Here is a 16,706-nt window from a genome sequence, read left to right as displayed (position 1 = left end):
GATGTCAGAGGAAGTTCCTGTTATCAAATTAGAGGATTGGAAACCGAGAACTAAAGTAGGGCAGCTTATCAAAGAAGGAAAAATTAATTCTATGAAGGAGTTATTCGAAAGGAATCTACCCATAGTGGAGCCTGAAATAGTTGATGTGTTATTGCCTAAGTTGAGATATGATATTGTGGATATTGGTATTGTTCAGAAACAGACTGATGCTGGTGAATTATCAAGGTATAAGGTTCTAATAGTGATGGGTAATATGGACGGATATATTAGTTATGGAACAGGAAAGGCGAAGCAGTTACGTGTGGCTATTCAAAAGGCCATAAGAGATGCCAAAATGAGAATTATACCAGTAAGAAGAGGATGTGGAAGCTGGGAGTGCACTTGTGGTGAGTCTCATAGTTTACCATTTATAGTTTCGGGAAAAGCTGGAAGTGTAGAAGTAACCTTACTTCCTGCTCCAAAGGGTACTGGATTAGTGGTTGGATCTGTTCTCAAAACTTTCTTATCTTTAGCAGGTCTAAAGGATGTTTGGTCTAGGACTAAAGGGTCAACATATACGCATGAAAATTTCATAAAGGCAGCATATATTGCATTATACAATACATATAGATTCGTAACACCTGTAGATTGGGGGAGAATGAAGTGAATGAACTGATAGGAGTAATTAGAATAAGAGGTTGGGCGGCAACTCCCTGGTATATTCAAGATACATTGAGTATGCTGAGATTAAAGAATGCATTTAATGCGATGATATATCCTAAAGATTCATCAATACAAGGTATGCTAAATTTAGTTTCATCATATGTTACATGGGGAGAGCTCAATGATGAAGGATTACGTTTATTGGTATCTAAACTGGAGATCTCTAGAGGTAAGAAAGTTAATGAAGAATATGTAAAGGACAAATTAAATGTAGATTTTCAAAGCTTTGTAGAGAGTATAAAAGACGGTAAGCTTAGATTGAATAAGCTTGATGAAATATTTAGTTTACCTATAAGGCTTCATCCACCTAAGGGAGGATTTAAAGGTAAGGTAAGCAGACCTTTTAGAGCTGGAGGAGAGTTTGGATATAGAGGAGATAAGATTAATGAGCTAATTAGGAGGATGGTATGATATGGTAGTGAGAAAAGAGAAGAAGAGCAGGAAGTATAGGGGTTATAGAACTCATGGTTGGGGAACAAAGGGTCAGCACAGAGATAGAGGCGCTCAGGGAGGTAGGCAAATAGGAATGCATAAGGAGAAGTGGTCATGGACGGTAAAATTTGGAGAGGGCTGGTATGGCAAGCATGGATTTAGGAATCCGACCTCGAAGTTGGTTAATGCTATTGGTCTTCGAAAGTTACAGGAGTATATCGATAATGATAAAATTAAAATAGAAGAAGAAAATGGTAAGAAGGTAGTTGATTTAGCCAAATATGGTTACGATAAATTGTTAGGAGGAGGCAATTTAAGGTTACCGCTAGTAATAAAAGTCGCTAAAGCTACTGAAAAAGCTAAAGAAAGAGTGAAAGAAATCGGAGGAGAAATTATATTAACCTCAAGTGAATAGGCTTTTTTAGATTATAATGGGTTTCATGGACTTTCTAGCCAAGATGGGAGAAAACCTTCCAGCGGTTTCTAAGCCGAAAGATAAGCCTACATTAACTAGAAAACTTTTATGGACATTTATAGGATTGATAGTATACTTATTGATGGCGTCAATTCCTTTATATGGTGTTACCTCTTCTAATTCTTTTCTAAGTAACTTTTTAGCACAACAGATAATTTTTGCCTCATCACAGGGTACACTTGCGCAACTTGGAATAGGTCCTGTAATTACTTCAGGTTTAATAATGCAGATACTTGTTGGTTCTAAACTAATAAATGTAGATTTAACAACTCAAGAAGGGAAATCTAAATTTACACAGGCAGAAAAAGCATTGGCGCTAATTTTTATTATAGTGGAGTCTTCTTTATTCGGATATGTTTTTACTAGGGCTACAAGTAATATATTACTACCTATAATAGTGGTTGTCCAGCTAATAATTGCAAGCTACATTATACTCTTGCTTGACGAGATGATACAAAAAGGTTGGGGACTAGGATCTGGTGTAAGTTTGTTCATAATGGCAGGAATTATGAAAGTGATATTTTGGAACATGTTTGGAATAGTCTCCGTACAGAGTCAGAACTTACCTGTAGGTTTCTTCCCTCTATTAGTAAGTTATATCACATCGGGAAGGAACTTACAAGAAATAGTCCTAAATACAAGCTCTACGACTCCATATCAACCAGATTTAATTGGTTTGATAGCTACTGTTGGTTTAACTATCCTGATAGTATATTTGGTTAATACTAACATTTACATTCCCGTTACAACTCAAAGATTAAGGGGAATAAGAACAACAGTTCCACTGAACTTTCTATATGTAAGTAGCATACCTGTTATATTTGTAAGCGTGTTAGGTGCTGATATTCAACTTTTTGCATCTTTAGCAAATTCCATTTCAAATTCAGCCTCAGGAATACTTACAGATATTGCTAACGCATTTTTCTTCCCGCCGCAGGGAGTTCCTCATAGTGTATATGCTTTAGTAGTAGATCCAGTAGGAGCAGCAATATATGCTGCAGTATTTATTGTTCTCTCAATAGTTTTCGGTATGTTATGGATAGATGTTGCAGGATTAGATCCTAAGACACAGGCTGAGCAAATGATTAGATCCGGTATAGAAATACCTGGAATGAGAACTAATCCAAGGATAATAGAGGGGATATTAAGCAAGTATATATATGCATTGGGCTTCTTTAGTTCTTTAATTGTAGGTTTAATTGCTGTAGTAGCAACTTTCTTGGGTACTTATGGTACAGGTGTAGGTCTATTATTAGCTATTACCATAGCTATGCAGTACTATAACTTATTAGCGTATGAGAGAACATTAGAGATGTATCCATTGTTAAAGAGAATTGTGGGTGAGTAAGGTATGAAGATTGGTATTGTAACTGGAATTCCTGGTGTAGGGAAAAGTACTGTCTTGGCTAAAGTTAAAGAGATATTGGATAATCAAGGTATAAATAACAAGATCATAAATTATGGAGATTTTATGTTAGCAACAGCATTAAAATTAGGCTATGCTAAAGATAGAGACGAAATGAGAAAATTATCTGTAGAAAAGCAGAAGAAATTGCAGATTGATGCGGCTAAAGGTATAGCTGAAGAGGCAAGAGCAGGTGGAGAAGGATATCTGTTCATAGATACGCATGCTGTGATACGTACACCCTCTGGATATTTACCTGGTTTACCGTCATATGTAATTACAGAAATAAATCCGTCTGTTATCTTTTTACTGGAAGCTGATCCTAAGATAATATTATCAAGGCAAAAGAGAGATACAACAAGGAATAGAAATGATTATAGTGACGAATCAGTTATATTAGAAACCATAAACTTCGCTAGATATGCAGCTACTGCTTCTGCAGTATTAGCCGGTTCTACTGTTAAGGTAATTGTAAACGTGGAAGGAGATCCTAGTATAGCAGCTAATGAGATAATAAGGTCTATGAAGTAATTGTGTGAACTTCTATGATAACAATTTTTTACATAATTGGTATATCTTTCGTTTTAAATATGATAGTCTATTTGGCATACAGGTTCTATCTTCAATCGAGGATGAAGAGTACTATTGAATATATTAAGAAGTATGAACAAAGAATTTCTTCTATTTCTTCTCCTAAAAGGAGAAGTAAAGCTATGAAGAGTGTTTCAAAAGAATTAAACGTATATGAATCTAAGCTTCGTGGCTACATGTTTTTGCAATCTATGCTTATGATGGCCACTTACATAGTGGGGTTATTCCTCATTTTATACTTGATAGTGCCACCATATGTATATTTTCCCTATGAGTCACCATTAACAGCTGCTGTAGGCGGTAAACCAGCTATAAGTACATTAATTGTTTACATAGTATCATTTTTGGTATTTACTCCTCTATCGTTGAGAAGACCAAAGCTTATTTAAGCTATAATCTGAACATTTTATTATGCCTTCACCACAACAAAGATCAGGGTCATTTAGGAAAGTCTTTGTTAAGCTACCCTCTGGGAAATCAACGATACATTATGAAAGAAGAAAAGACAATATTGCACGCTGTGGTATGTGTAAGAAACCATTAAATGGCGTGAAAAATAATTATACGTATAAATATAGCAAGACGGAGAAAAGACCAGAAAGGGTTTATGGCGGATACTTATGTCATAAATGCCTAGAATCTCTAATTAAAATGACTATAAGAGGGATTTCATGAAAATTATAATAAGTGGTCCGCCTGGTAGCGGTAAATCTTCTGTAGCAAAAATATTATCATCAAAGCTTTCAATTAAATACGTATCAGCGGGTTTAATTTTTAGAGATCTAGCTAAGCGGATGAACATAGATATTGTAAAATTAAATAAGTTAGCTGAAGACGATTTCGAAATAGATAAAAAAATAGATTTAGAGATGTTCAAATTAATTAAAAGTCAAGACAATGTAATAATCGAGTCCCATATAGGAGGTTGGTTGTTTCATAATCTATCTGATCTCTCTATATATTTAAGGGCTCCTCTTGATGTTAGAGCCAAGAGAATAGCTAGCAGAGATCATATTTCTGAAGACGAGGCAATAATTCAAATTATAAAACGTGAGAGGAGTCATAGGGAAAGGTTTTTGAGATATTATGGTATAGACATATTAGACTTGTCGGTTTTCGACCTAGTAATAAATACAAGCTACTTATTACCGGAGGATGTTGCAGATATCATATTAGGAGTTATCTCACGTAAAAACTTACACTCGGCTCTGTCCCATTGATTTATTAAATATTTATCCTGAATGATAAATGACCCTTGTAACCTTTATTGAAAATTTAACAAGTACAGTTACAGAGATAGGTTGGAGTTTATTTATATTGGCATGGGCTATAGGTTGGGCTCTTAGAGGATCGCCTATACCTATTTTCAGGATAAAAAGAGGAGGACAAGACTTATTAGAAGACGCTATAATAGCTGCGTTCTTTCTCGCAATAGGAAGTACGATATTCTATCTAATATCTTATATAGCTTCTCAGGTGTCATGAATGCTAAATCCTTTTCAACTTTTATTTTATTCACAGTTATTAGCGTCATTGACTTATTTTATTGGTGCTGCAATTTACGCATTACCAGTACCTGTATACGGTGTAAAAAAATGGGCACCGAGACTGATTACTGACTCAATTTACGTAGTTGTATGGAATTCTATATATTTAGGTGTTCTATTGTTCCTTGGGGAATTACTCTCTCTTCTCGGTGTTACCTGGGACGGCTATTTTAGTTGGTTAAACAATATTCTATACATAGAACAATCTCTCTATCTAATGGTTAAAACAATATTAACTGCCAGTAATGCAGTACCTGAAGTTTCAGCTTTAATTCAAGTAGTACCATTTGGTGCTCTTCTAACTGTAATCACTTCTGCACTAACATTTACTTCAACGCTTATAGCTGTCTCTAAAATAGTATATCAATACGTGGCTGTGTTTATTGCGACAGGAGTATTATTTTTGTCCATACCATTTAGAATAGGAAGAAGTGTAGGTGGTGCCTTTATAGGAAGTGGTATAGTCTTTTATGTAGGTTTACCATATTTGCCTCAATTTCTAGCAGCTTTCCAAATGCTTCCTACACAAGAACTGAACACTCCTCCACAGAATGCCAGTGCAATTATTGATTATTATGTGCATGTAGTACCATCTATCATTACATCTCTCGTAATAGGTCCCGTTATTTATATTTTTATACTAGTAGGCTTTAGTATGGGCGTTGCTAGTCTAGTATCAGGCTACGGTAGTAGATTACCATTAATAATTGACGTATTTTAGGAAACGGTGAGAACAATGAAGTCTTATCTTTTAGTCAGTATGTTATTACTTTTAAATTCAATACTAGTGTATATTTACACTAAAAACGTTCAAATTTTAGTAAGTGGTATAACTGTAGCTGTTATAATTTATATAGTCGTAAAAATTATCTTTGAGCGGTTTGTTCACCAGTAGAAGCTTTTTTCTTAGCTTCTTTCTTTACTTCCTTTGTCATAAATAATGTTGTTCTTTGTCTTCCACCCATATTTCCTCGATAATGTTAAATGCATATAAAGTTTATATAATTTATGACTCGATTCGAGTTCTTTGATCACACTGCAGATATAGGAATAATAGCATATGGTAGAAGTTTAGAGGAGGCATTTGAAAGCGCAGCACTAGCCGTTTTTGAAGTTATGACTGATACAAGTAAAATAGAATATAAGGTGGAGGTAGAGATAGAGGAGATAGGTTCAGATTTAGAGAACTTATTATATAGGTGGATAGAAAGTTTACTCGTATATTATGATTCAGATTTACTTTTATTTGGTAAATTTAAGGTTAGTATAGATTTAAACAATATGACCCTCAAGGGCAAAGCATATGGTGAAAAGTTCAATCCTGAAAAACATGAAAGGAGAACTGTAGTGAAAGCAATGACATACCATGAGATGCTGATAAGTCAGAACGATGGAACTTATATTTTAAGATTTGTTGTTGATATTTAATTTATCGGAACATGATGTGCAAAAGTATTTGCCTTTTTTATCTACATCCTCTACTGAAACACTGAAGTTCATAACACATTCCTTATTATTACAATGACCTAATCCTAAGGTATGACCTAATTCATGTGTAACTTCCTTTAGAGTTCTCTCTATATACAGACTTGAGTTAATTACTCTACCATAAAATTCCTCCTTTAATCTGGATAGAAAAACTAAACCATATTTTTTCGTAGAAAGACCAAAGACAAAATTAAGACCATCTGAAAAACCATCTGCTTCTCCTATACCTATAACGGCATCGTAAGGGTATCTTTCAAAGGTTAGTTTAACTAACTGTAATAATTTATCAGCATTATACTGCCATCTTTCCCAATTAAATAACTCAGCATTCAAATGAAAAATTTCCTCATTTACTTCAACCTCAAATCCCATATTCATTAGATGTGTTCTTACACTATTTACTATCAGATTATCTAGGTTGGTAAGTCTAATTAGCAAAACTTTATACACGCTGAGCACCTAGAATCTGGTTAAAAAGGTATTCAAACAATTACTTAAAAAATTAGTGTAGGGGCCTCTGGAGACCCTATTTCACTGTAATCCCCCATGATTAGGGAATCTCTATAGGGTGTCGCCCGACCCCTTAAGATAAAATAATAACCAATAAACCTATAAAGTCATATGTAAATAATAATAATGCCGCCGTAGCTCAGCCCGGGAGAGCGCCCGGCTGAAGTTTTTAATACTCGCAGTGACCGGGTTGTCCGGGGTTCAAGTCCCCGCGGCGGCATCACGGCTTATACTTTATTACATACTTATTTCAGTATTTCCAGCGGTCATCATCTATCATGCGACCCTCTTTTCATCATTAAAGGTTAAATAGGCTTGAAAAAGATATTAATATTGCGGCCGTCGTCTAGTCTGGATTAGGACGCTGGCCTCCCATTCTTTAGAGTGGAAAGCCAGCAATCCCGGGTTCGAATCCCGGCGGCCGCATTCATACTTCTCTAGATGAGATAAGGGTATTTACTGTTTCTAATCACTTTTTAATATCTCCTTTATGAAGTTTTAAAATATGAAGACCATAATAAGGGGAGGAATAGTACTAGGTGCTGAAAAACCTTTGAAGAAGATTTACATAGGTGTGGATAGATCAAAGATAGATGTCGTAAGTCAAGAGGAGCCCATTGGTTATGAGGACGCGGAGTTGAATGTGGGAGGATGGGATAGGTTAGTTGCACCGGGTTTCATTACTTTGCATACTTACATTTCTCTATACCCATTTAGATACAGGATATTCTCTGGTAGGATAAATGCTAACAGTTTAATGTCTACGATGTCTCAGTCTGATGTATACTATTTTGCATTACTTGGTGCATATCATTTAATGAGAACAGGGGTTACAACAGTTGTATTTAGTGATAGATATAATGATAATGTTGCAAGGGCTGTGATAAATGTAGGGCTAAAGCCTATAATCGCAGTTCCTGTTGGCTGTAATAACTCGCCTGAAAATTGGGAAAAAGAGTTTAGAATATTATACAATAGATGGAGTCATGAAGGTTCAAATAACGTTATATTACGTTTATGTGAACCTCAGGATTCAATTGAAGTCTTTGAAATAGCTAGAGAATATAAGATACCTGTACTCGTTGACAGACACGTAGATTTAAGTCAATTCAAGGATATCCCAAACACGGTTATAGCACTAGGAGGAGGTGGGAGAGGAGATTTTGACACAGTTAAAAACAATAATCTGAAATTAAGTTTCACTCCATCATTTGAAACATCTATATTTCCACTCAGTGAACTTAAACCTTCTATGGCTTTAGACTTAGTTCCAAATTTCGATTTAAGACATGAAATGTCCGTTGCAGTTAACAGATTATTACTTACTTCTGAAGAGGCGTTTAAGGCTGTAACTGAATGGGGTTATAAGCAATTGAATATAAACGCAGGAGTATTTCTGAAAGATTCGTCAGCAGATATAATTGTGCTTGAATTCAGGGAGCCACCCTCATTCCCATTAGATTATGCATCTCCATACGATAATCTAGTTTACGGTGGCTATAATATTGAGACAGTTTTCGTGAATGGTGAGGCAGTTTTAGATGGTGGTGTGCCATTAAATGTAGGTTTAAAGGATGTAGAAGAAGCCATAAAGAGGGTCGAAGAAATTGATAAAAAAGTTGGCGAGAGACTTAGGAGTTTGGAAAAAAGTTGAGATCTTAGGAGATATAGCATTAATTGGAATTCCATTTAATGAAAATCTTGAGGAAGTTAAGAAATACGCAGAGCAAATTATGCAGAATATCAATTATGTGAAAAGTGTCTGGGGTAGATATAGAGATATAAATGGAGATTATAGATTATCAACGACCATTCATTTAGCAGGTGAAAGACGAAGTGAAACGATATATAGGGAGAACGGTTGTAAATTCGCTCTCGATGTAACGAAGGTATTTTTCTCCTCTAAATTATCCTACGAGCATTTGCGAGTGGCAAGGTTGGTAAAGCCGGGTGAAACAATTATAAACATGTTTTCAGGATTCGGTCCTTTTTCAATTATCTCGAGTATTTTAGGAAAACCCAGCGTAGTCTATTCTATAGATATTAATCCTTATGCTTACTATTATATGATGGTTAATGTGGACTTGAACAAAACATTTAATGTAATACCAATTTACGGAGATGCTTTTAAGAAAATTTATTCGTTGCCAGTTGCAGATAGAATAATATCTCCATTGCCTGAAAGGTCTTATGAAGCTTACAAAGTAGCTATCGAAAGGCTTAGGAAGGATGGTGTTCTGCATTTATATGACGAGGTGTCAGTTAATGAAAACGAAGATCCTGTGGAAATAGCTAAACGAAAGTACCCTAATGTCGAATTCGCAAGGGTCGTAAGAAGCGTTAATCCAAAGACCTATCATGTTGTCCTAGATATTAGAAAGTAAATTGTGCTTATCTTAAACATTTTTATATGTATAGTCTTATTTAAATCCGATCAGATTGCTTAAGGATGAAATATTGGAGCTACTTAAATCTGGAAGAATAGATTATGTTAGAGTGGTGTTTGTAGATATACTTGGAAATGTAAGGGGTCGCTCCCTGAGAAGAGCAGAATTTGAAAAAGTTCTAAATGAGAGGGGAGTCGAATACTCTGAATCATTGATTCTACTTGACTACAGAGATGAACCTATAAGATCAACATATGCGGATATGTTTGCACAGGCAGATTTAGCCACATTTAGTGTAATCCCTTATCTAGAAAGAACAGGTAGAGTATTAAGCTATTTAACACAAATCGATGGGTCCCCTCATCCCTTATGCTCAAGATCCTTATTAATTAAAGGAATACAGAAGTTGGAAGAAGTAGGTTTAAAGTTACAAGTTGCATTCGAGCCAACATTCTATCTGATAAAGTTTAAGGATAGTAGAGCGGTTCCCGCAGACGAAGCTAGAGCATTTTCCTTAGAAGGCTTAATGGAGGAACAAAACCTATTAAAAGATCTCATAAAAAATCTCGGAAGTAGTAACATAAAAGTACAATCAGTAAATAAACACTATGGTCCTGGTCAATACGAAATCACATTTTCATTGAGCGATGTATTGGAAGCTGCAGACTCTTTAATATTCGCAAGGGAAACTATAAGAGACACAGCTAGATTGTATAATGCTTATTCGACATTTATGCCAAAACCATTTAGGAACTATCCTAGCAGTAGCATGGATATTTTCCTTAAAATACTAGACAAGGATAACAATCCGGTGGGAGTTGACGCAAATGATAGTAAAGGTCTAGGGTTAAGTAAGATATTATATAATTTTATTGCAGGTATAATAGAACACTTACCGTCCATAATTGCTATAGCTTCACCTACAATCAATTCCTATAAGAGGTTTAAAGAGGTAGTTACTCCTACAATTATGGGAGTAGGCACAGAAAGACACTTTGTTCTAAGGATACCAGTGACATACAAGGATTATGGTATCATAGAGTTTAGGCTAGCAGATCCTTTAGCGAATCCTTATCTACTACTATCATCCCTAATATTTTCAGGTATAGATGGGATAGAGAGAAACTTAGATGTGGAAGTAAATCAAAGCCTTGGTATACTTCCTACGAGTTTGAGGGAAGCGGTAAAGAGTTTAGATAAAGATACAAAATTAAAATATAATTTAGGTCAGGAGATCATAAATACGTTTGTTGAATTAAAGAACAAAGAAATAGAGGATTATGAGGGCGAAATTACTGATTGGGAAATTAATGCGTATCTTAAGTCTGGTTGGTAAAATAAATGAGGGCAGCAGTTCTTGAAGAATATAAAAAACCACTGAGAATATCAGAGGTTGACTCTCCTTCAATAAATGAGAGCTCTGAAGTTTTATTACAAGTGACGGCAACTGGATTATGCCATGGAGATATACATATAGCTATGGGAGAATGGGATTCTCAGATTCAGGTAAATCTTCCCATAATACTTGGTCATGAAGTTGTTGGAAGAGTACTTCAAAGCAACCATGATAAAATTAAGAAAAATGATCTAGTTTTAGTATATAACGCCTTTGGTTGTAAAAATTGTAAATACTGTAAATTTAAAGAGTATCAATTTTGTGAAAAAGTGAAAGTTATAGGAGTAAACCTTAACGGAGGATTTGCTGAATATGTCAAAATTCCTGATGGCGACAATCTGGTTAGGGTTAATACCTCAGATCCAATAAAGTTAGCACCTCTTGCCGATGCTGGGTTGACTGCTTATAATAGTGTTAAGGATTTAGAAGAGAATTCTAAAGTCCTGATAATAGGAACTGGTGCCGTAGCACTGATAGCTTTACAGCTTTTGAAGCTAAAAAATGTGGATGTTACAGTAATTGGTGAGAATCAACTAAAACTTGATAGTGCAGAAAAATTAGGTGCAGATGAAGTTATATCAATTAAGCGAGAAGAAGATAGTTATCTTTCTCTGCTCCCAGGGAAGAAATTCGATTATATTTTAGATTATGTAGGCTCAACGAGAACCTTAGCCGAATCACCCTGGCTCTTGAATAAAAAAGGCGAATTAAGAATAATTGGGGAATTTGGTGGAGTCCTTAGAGCGGAAGAACAATTACTAGTTCTTAGAGGTTTAAGAATACGAGGGATACTTTATGGTAGCCTTCAAGATCTAAAACATATTTTAGATATTTATTTAAAGGGTAAGATTGATACACTTACCACGGTGTATAAGCTAGAGGATATAAATGAGGCTATTACTGATGTAACTGAAGGTAAGGTAGTAGGAAGGGCAGTTATTGTACCCTAAAAAGGAAGGGACTGCTTCCCTTTATTTCGCCTTTAATATCAATGAATTTTCTTATGACTTTCTCATTCGTTATTGAATGTAAGGTTAATTTTGACGCCGTATATTCGCCTTGATATAGACTGGCATACAGCATTAACATATCACCCATATGGCTATCGAAGGCTGCATTGGTCTTAAGCTCCTCTAAAAGTTTTAGAGCAGCTTCTTCTCCTACAGTTTCTGCTCTTTTACCCCTCTCACCTAACGCATCAGCTCCAATTATCCCGTACTTACCTATTGCAGATAGACATATACCACTCCCTTTACTTATTTCACCTTCTCTAACATCTAACCGAATATCTATTTTATCCTTAAGTCTTCTAAGGATTTTCTCTGCAGATGATTTTTGTCTGTCTGCTATATGCACAGGTAAAGATGAAACATGAGATATGCCTACAAATCCTTCCAACTGTCCAAATTCAGTTATAGAAAAGCGTTGTGGCTCTCCCCTTACGTTACTTATTCTGATTTCTCCTCCTCCCTCTGGATAATGTCCTCTCTTTATTAATTCTACATTAAAACTTATACCAATTCTCTCTAAAACTTTGCTGAACACTAACCTTATGTAATCAATTGAGGGTGATTTTGGTACATCTGTACCACCTTTGATTGTTACAGTAAGTTTTCTGTTCAAAAGGAGTGGTAGGATTGTTTGAAGTATTAATGTCGTACTTCCCGCAGTGCCTATATCAAAGACGAAGTCTCCCTTTTCTTGTATATCACCAGGACTAAATATTAGCTCTGTTGAGCCTACGTAATCTCCTTTTACCGTGGCATTTGTTAATATTTTTACAGCATTTACTGCAGTTAGATGTTGTCTTTGTAAGCCGGGTTTAGGTCTGTTAGCTCTAATATTATATATTCTGAAGGGTTTTTTAGTAAGGGATGATAAAGTTAATGAGGTTCTAAGTATCTGTCCACCACCCTCTCCAAAGGAACCATCTATCTCTATCATTGGGGTGAATAATAATGAATGTGAAAATAAAACCTGTCGTGAACATACTAGGAGTAGAGGAATTAATAATATTGCCTATAACTAGGAATAGGGAATATCTACTATCACTAAATTTTTATGAGGATGTTCCAGGAGGACGAATGGCTAGACTTGTATTGGTGTTGGATAAATATAATGAGATAATGAATGATATAACTGCTATTAAAGGAAAGAAGGCAGTGGTTGAAGTGAGTGCTATTAAAGAAGACATGGATAAACTATCAAAGATAATACATATAGATAATAGGTCAGTTACAGATAGGATACCATTTTACTTCGATATAGAGATATTAAAGGACGTTGATACTTCTCAAAGGGGAGTAAGAGGTTTTATAAATTACGTTTACGCGTACGGAAATCCTGATTTAAGCAAAATCCTTAACTCGTTGCAATTAAATGTCGAAGAAATCAGATAAATTTGTCTTATTGATTATTATGTTATCTAATTTTACTCCTATTCTTCGTACATTTCTTCTTTTATCTCTGACCAGCAACTCTCTAAGTAAATCCTCAGCAACTTTATAAGCATTATCTATAGATATTCCATGCTTAAACTTTTTTCCCTTACTTAGAATATCTAGATCTTCCATAATAGCTATAACAGTTATTCTCATTGGAATACCATTAACCTTATTGTATGCTTCATTAATAGCCTTCTTTAGGTAGGGTAATATAACCTTCACATCTCTTGTGTTATAGGGTAAAGTTAAATATCTTCCATGAGGAATTTTACTTTTATTTTCTACAGGTTCACTATATTTATTCTGAGCTAACTTTAGTAGATATAAGGCTTTTGCTTTTCCGGTAATCTTCTCAAGTTCATTGTAATTTTTACTTAGAATATCTCTCAATTTCTGTATGCCTAATTCATTTAGTCTCCTAGCCAAAACACTTCCTATTCCCGGAATTTCGTCAATATCCAATTCATTCAAAAAATCTTGTACTTCTGTCGGTCTAATTACACCAAGACCATTAGGTTTGCTTTTGTCAGCAATTATTTTTGCCAAAATTTTGTTAGGTGCGACTCCGACAGTGACTGTTATTTTTTCTTTCTCAAGTATCTCTTGCTTTATTTTCCTAGCTAATTCTATTCCATTTTCAAAGTTTCCTTCTACTTTATTAGTTACGTCTAAGTAAGCCTCATCTATACTGGCTACTTCAATTTTATCAGCATGTTTGTTTAACAAGTTCATTATCCTATTTGAGAATGCCTCATAAATCGGTTTTCTCATAGGCACATATATTGCGCTAGGTGCAATCTGCATAGCTTTTATGATAGGCATTCCCGCCTTTACTCCTAATTTTCTTGCCTCATAATTCGCGGTGGCTACAGCCCCACTCGTTTTGGTTCTACCGGAATATACGCAAACTACCAGTGGTTTTCCCTTATATTGTGGGTTTAATACTTCCTCTACTTGTGCGAAGAAATAATCAAAATCAACGAATATCACTATCATTTACATTTAGTATTTGGTGTATAAGCATTTAAGGCATTCATAACTTCCTCTCTAGTGGGAGAATTTATCCCTCCTATTCTCATTACTTTTAGTGCAGAGGCAGTTACAGCGAATCTAAGAGTATCCTCTATTGAGTATCCCTGCACATACGCATAATTAAATGCGGCGTCAAAAACATCTCCAGCACCTGTTGTATCTAAAACAGTTTGAACTTTATATGGCTCGCAATAGCACTCTTCATTTTCTGATATTACTTTAGCTCCCTTCGATCCCATTTTTATTACGATCAATCGTGCTTTAAGACTTTCTATCTTAACCTTAGTGCTTTCCCTCTCATTCAAATATATTATATCTGCATTCCCAAAATTTTCAGGAATTTTTGAACTATTTGGACCTGGATCATAAGTTATAAGTTTAGCGTAAGGATCCCTAACAACAATATCCGGAGAAATTGAAGCAAAATGTATAACATCAAATAGCCCGAAGACTTTCTTTATATCCTCTTTATCAAGGAGAATTGAAGAGCCTAGCTTCCTGACCATTGAAATGCTTCCGTTATCTCTCAAAAATATTAATGCCATGCTCTGTGGTAAGTTTGTTTCCTCTACGTAATCAAGTCCTACTCCCATTTCTGCTATCCTTTCTAGTACATAAGACACAAGTGAATCTTTGCCTATCTTAGATAAAATCTTAATACTGTGACCAAATTTGTTTATAGCTACAGCATAATTAACTGCTGCTCCACCTGGTAAAATTTCTAGTGTATCTGTTGTTTCAAACTCATCGATATCAGGTATTTTGTTAATCTTAGCTATAATATCAATGTTTATCCTGCCTACTGACAAGTGAAGTGGTTTCATTCCTACCTACCTCTCAGTTAGCCGCCACATCCTCACAATTCAGACCCAAAGATCGTCATCACTTAAGTAAATTTCAAAAATCCACTCTTTTATATAATTTATGGAATGGCCCAGATAAGAGAGATTAAGAAAATAGAAAGGGAAAAAGCAAGTATACACAGTCATATAACTGGTTTAGGTTTAGACGAGAAGGGTAAAGCAAAGTTCATTGCAGATGGTCTAGTAGGACAAGTTGAAGCCAGAGAGGCATCTGGTATAGTGGTTCAGTTAATTAGACAAGGTAAAATGGCAGGTAAGGGAATACTTTTCGTAGGTCCACCAGGAACAGGAAAGACAGCATTGGCTGTAGCCATTGCAAAAGAGCTAGGAGAGGATACCCCATTTACCACTATAAATGCCTCTGAGGTTTATTCTACAGAGCTCAAGAAAACTGAGATACTAACGCAAGTTATTAGAAAGTCAATGGGAGTTAGGATAAAGCAGAAAAGAACAGTCTATGAAGGTGTAGTTAAGGACGTCAAACTTAAGGTAGCCAGAAGTAGGTACAATCCATATTACGTTTCTCCGAGAGAAGCACAGATCGTTTTAAGTACTAAGGACGATGAACGAACCTTAAATGTTGGTGATGCAATTGCTGAACAGTTCATGAAATTGAATGTAAAGAAAGGTGATGTAATATGGATAGATGCTGAAACCGGTGAAGTTACAAAGGTAGGAAGAGCCAAGGGGTTTGAAGGTGCAAAGAGCTATGATATTGAAGTTGTTAGACAAGTTGATATTCCTACAGGCTCTATTAAGAAGGAAAAGGATATAACTATTACAGTAACTCTTCATGATTTAGATCTTAATCTAGCTGCGCAATCAATTTCAATTACCGCATTATTTAGCTTTTTCACTGAGAGAGAGATAAACCAAGATATAAGAAAGCAAGTTGATAGGCTTGTTAAAGATATGGTAAACAGAGGAGATGCAGAACTGGTACCCGGAGTACTATTCATTGATGATGCTCATATGCTCGATATAGAAGCGTTCTCGTTCTTGACGAAGACCTTGGAGTCAGAACTAGCTCCAATCCTAATACTAGCTACTAACAGAGGTATAACAAAGATAAGGGGCACAGATATAGAATCTCCTCATGGAATTCCGTTAGATCTGCTAGATAGATTATTGATTATTCAGACCAGACCATACAATGAGAGTGAGATAAGAGAAATAGTAAAGATTAGGGCTAACGAGATAGACGTAAAACTTGATGAAGATGCAATAGTCTTACTAACAAAGTTAGGAGTAGAAAACAGTTTAAGATATGCGGTTCAACTTATAGAACCGGCTTACATTGTAGCCCAAAGGAAAGGGAGGGAGAGTATTAAATCTGAAGATATAGAAGAGGTCTCAAAATTATTTAGTGATAGTAAGAGAAGCGTAAAATATGTAAAGGAATATGAGAATCTATTATTGAAATGATGAATGGTC

22 protein-coding genes and 2 tRNA genes are annotated in these 16,706 nt (G+C 35.4%); 20 read left to right on the top strand and 4 right to left on the bottom strand.

Going from position 1 to position 16,706, the window contains the following annotated elements; all coding sequences use genetic code 11:
• The first annotated feature begins 1 nt into the window (after window position 1).
• From SACI_RS02740 to SACI_RS02690, 12 genes are all read left to right on the top strand, one after another.
• On the top strand, window positions 2-646 hold the full coding sequence (locus SACI_RS02740; protein WP_011277471.1) for a 30S ribosomal protein S5: 645 nt from the start codon (window positions 2-4) through the stop codon (window positions 644-646).
• Window positions 643-1,113: a 50S ribosomal protein L30 gene (locus tag SACI_RS02735; RefSeq protein WP_011277470.1), complete on the top strand. Its 471-nt coding sequence runs from the start codon at window positions 643-645 to the stop codon at window positions 1,111-1,113. The genes SACI_RS02740 and SACI_RS02735 overlap by 4 nt, the downstream gene beginning before the upstream one ends.
• Window position 1,114: 1 nt before the next feature.
• The gene (locus SACI_RS02730) at window positions 1,115-1,549 is read left to right on the top strand and encodes an uL15 family ribosomal protein (RefSeq protein WP_011277469.1); all 435 of its coding nucleotides are present in this window, start codon (window positions 1,115-1,117) and stop codon (window positions 1,547-1,549) included.
• A 16-nt stretch (window positions 1,550-1,565) separates the two neighbouring features.
• Window positions 1,566-2,957 (top strand): preprotein translocase subunit SecY, encoded by a 1,392-nt coding sequence (gene secY, locus SACI_RS02725; protein ID WP_011277468.1) that lies wholly within the window; start codon window positions 1,566-1,568, stop codon window positions 2,955-2,957.
• A 3-nt stretch (window positions 2,958-2,960) separates the two neighbouring features.
• Complete coding sequence (locus SACI_RS02720; RefSeq protein WP_011277467.1) at window positions 2,961-3,545, top strand: adenylate kinase; 585 nt, start codon at window positions 2,961-2,963, stop codon at window positions 3,543-3,545.
• 14 nt (window positions 3,546-3,559) lie between these two features.
• Window positions 3,560-3,994, top strand: a complete 435-nt coding sequence (locus SACI_RS02715) for a hypothetical protein (RefSeq protein WP_015385456.1) — start codon at window positions 3,560-3,562, stop codon at window positions 3,992-3,994.
• A 22-nt stretch (window positions 3,995-4,016) separates the two neighbouring features.
• Entirely contained in the window at window positions 4,017-4,280 is a 264-nt protein-coding gene (locus SACI_RS02710; RefSeq protein WP_011277465.1) for a 50S ribosomal protein L34e, read from the top strand.
• Window positions 4,277-4,825 (top strand): (d)CMP kinase, encoded by a 549-nt coding sequence (cmk, locus tag SACI_RS02705; RefSeq protein WP_011277464.1) that lies wholly within the window; start codon window positions 4,277-4,279, stop codon window positions 4,823-4,825. Before SACI_RS02710 ends, cmk begins: the two co-directional genes overlap by 4 nt.
• Before the next feature lie 28 nt (window positions 4,826-4,853).
• Window positions 4,854-5,090: a DNA import protein CedA1 gene (cedA1, locus tag SACI_RS02700; RefSeq protein ID WP_011277463.1), complete on the top strand. Its 237-nt coding sequence runs from the start codon at window positions 4,854-4,856 to the stop codon at window positions 5,088-5,090.
• Complete coding sequence (gene cedA / locus SACI_RS02695) at window positions 5,091-5,873, top strand: DNA import protein CedA (protein ID WP_011277462.1); 783 nt, start codon at window positions 5,091-5,093, stop codon at window positions 5,871-5,873.
• A 15-nt stretch (window positions 5,874-5,888) separates the two neighbouring features.
• The gene (gene cedA2 / locus SACI_RS11810; protein ID WP_011277461.1) at window positions 5,889-6,047 is read left to right on the top strand and encodes a DNA import protein CedA2; all 159 of its coding nucleotides are present in this window, start codon (window positions 5,889-5,891) and stop codon (window positions 6,045-6,047) included.
• 113 nt (window positions 6,048-6,160) lie between these two features.
• Window positions 6,161-6,580 carry an archease gene (locus SACI_RS02690; protein ID WP_011277459.1) on the top strand — a complete coding sequence of 140 codons (420 nt, stop codon included), beginning with the start codon at window positions 6,161-6,163 and terminating at the stop codon, window positions 6,578-6,580.
• Here SACI_RS02690 and SACI_RS02685 read toward each other — a convergent pair.
• Window positions 6,557-7,090, bottom strand: coding sequence for an archaemetzincin family Zn-dependent metalloprotease (locus tag SACI_RS02685; protein WP_011277458.1), 534 nt, complete (start codon window positions 7,088-7,090; stop codon window positions 6,557-6,559). The genes SACI_RS02690 and SACI_RS02685 overlap by 24 nt on opposite strands.
• Before the next feature lie 188 nt (window positions 7,091-7,278).
• Between SACI_RS02685 and SACI_RS02680 the strand changes: the two genes are divergently transcribed.
• From SACI_RS02680 to SACI_RS02655, 6 genes are all read left to right on the top strand, one after another.
• A tRNA-Phe gene (locus SACI_RS02680) sits at window positions 7,279-7,370 on the top strand.
• A gap of 115 nt (window positions 7,371-7,485) precedes the next feature.
• A tRNA-Gly gene (locus SACI_RS02675) sits at window positions 7,486-7,576 on the top strand.
• 79 nt (window positions 7,577-7,655) lie between these two features.
• The gene (locus SACI_RS02670; RefSeq protein WP_011277457.1) at window positions 7,656-8,804 is read left to right on the top strand and encodes an amidohydrolase family protein; all 1,149 of its coding nucleotides are present in this window, start codon (window positions 7,656-7,658) and stop codon (window positions 8,802-8,804) included.
• Window positions 8,758-9,534, top strand: a complete 777-nt coding sequence (gene taw21, locus SACI_RS02665; RefSeq protein ID WP_011277456.1) for a tRNA 4-demethylwyosine(37)-methyltransferase Taw21 — start codon at window positions 8,758-8,760, stop codon at window positions 9,532-9,534. Before SACI_RS02670 ends, taw21 begins: the two co-directional genes overlap by 47 nt.
• Window positions 9,535-9,589: 55 nt before the next feature.
• Window positions 9,590-10,873 carry a glutamine synthetase family protein gene (locus SACI_RS02660; RefSeq protein WP_011277455.1) on the top strand — a complete coding sequence of 428 codons (1,284 nt, stop codon included), beginning with the start codon at window positions 9,590-9,592 and terminating at the stop codon, window positions 10,871-10,873.
• 5 nt (window positions 10,874-10,878) lie between these two features.
• The gene (locus tag SACI_RS02655; protein WP_011277454.1) at window positions 10,879-11,883 is read left to right on the top strand and encodes an alcohol dehydrogenase catalytic domain-containing protein; all 1,005 of its coding nucleotides are present in this window, start codon (window positions 10,879-10,881) and stop codon (window positions 11,881-11,883) included.
• On the opposite strand, the gene rtcA is transcribed toward SACI_RS02655, so the two are convergent.
• A complete protein-coding gene (gene rtcA / locus SACI_RS02650) occupies window positions 11,870-12,877 on the bottom strand; it encodes an RNA 3'-terminal phosphate cyclase (RefSeq protein WP_011277453.1) in 1,008 nt (335 codons plus the stop codon). The two genes, SACI_RS02655 and rtcA, sit on opposite strands and share 14 nt — an antisense overlap.
• Before the next feature lie 14 nt (window positions 12,878-12,891).
• Here rtcA and SACI_RS02645 point away from each other — a divergent pair, with 14 nt between their 5' ends.
• Entirely contained in the window at window positions 12,892-13,332 is a 441-nt protein-coding gene (locus tag SACI_RS02645; RefSeq protein ID WP_011277452.1) for a hypothetical protein, read from the top strand.
• Here SACI_RS02645 and SACI_RS02640 read toward each other — a convergent pair.
• Together SACI_RS02640 and SACI_RS02635 are read right to left on the bottom strand one after the other, a co-directional pair.
• Window positions 13,309-14,373, bottom strand: coding sequence for a DNA polymerase IV (locus tag SACI_RS02640; RefSeq protein WP_011277451.1), 1,065 nt, complete (start codon window positions 14,371-14,373; stop codon window positions 13,309-13,311). The two genes, SACI_RS02645 and SACI_RS02640, sit on opposite strands and share 24 nt — an antisense overlap.
• On the bottom strand, window positions 14,370-15,233 hold the full coding sequence (locus SACI_RS02635) for a carbohydrate kinase family protein (RefSeq protein ID WP_011277450.1): 864 nt from the start codon (window positions 15,231-15,233) through the stop codon (window positions 14,370-14,372). Before SACI_RS02635 ends, SACI_RS02640 begins: the two co-directional genes overlap by 4 nt.
• 105 nt (window positions 15,234-15,338) lie before the next feature.
• Between SACI_RS02635 and SACI_RS02630 the strand changes: the two genes are divergently transcribed.
• Entirely contained in the window at window positions 15,339-16,697 is a 1,359-nt protein-coding gene (locus SACI_RS02630) for a RuvB-like helicase (RefSeq protein WP_011277449.1), read from the top strand.
• Window positions 16,698-16,706 lie beyond the last annotated feature (9 nt).

The sequence above is a fragment of the Sulfolobus acidocaldarius DSM 639 genome (assembly GCF_000012285.1).
Lineage (GTDB): Archaea > Thermoproteota > Thermoprotei_A > Sulfolobales > Sulfolobaceae > Sulfolobus > Sulfolobus acidocaldarius.
Note: the sequence above shows the minus strand (reverse complement) of the source record. Positions and strands in the feature narration are given on the sequence as shown.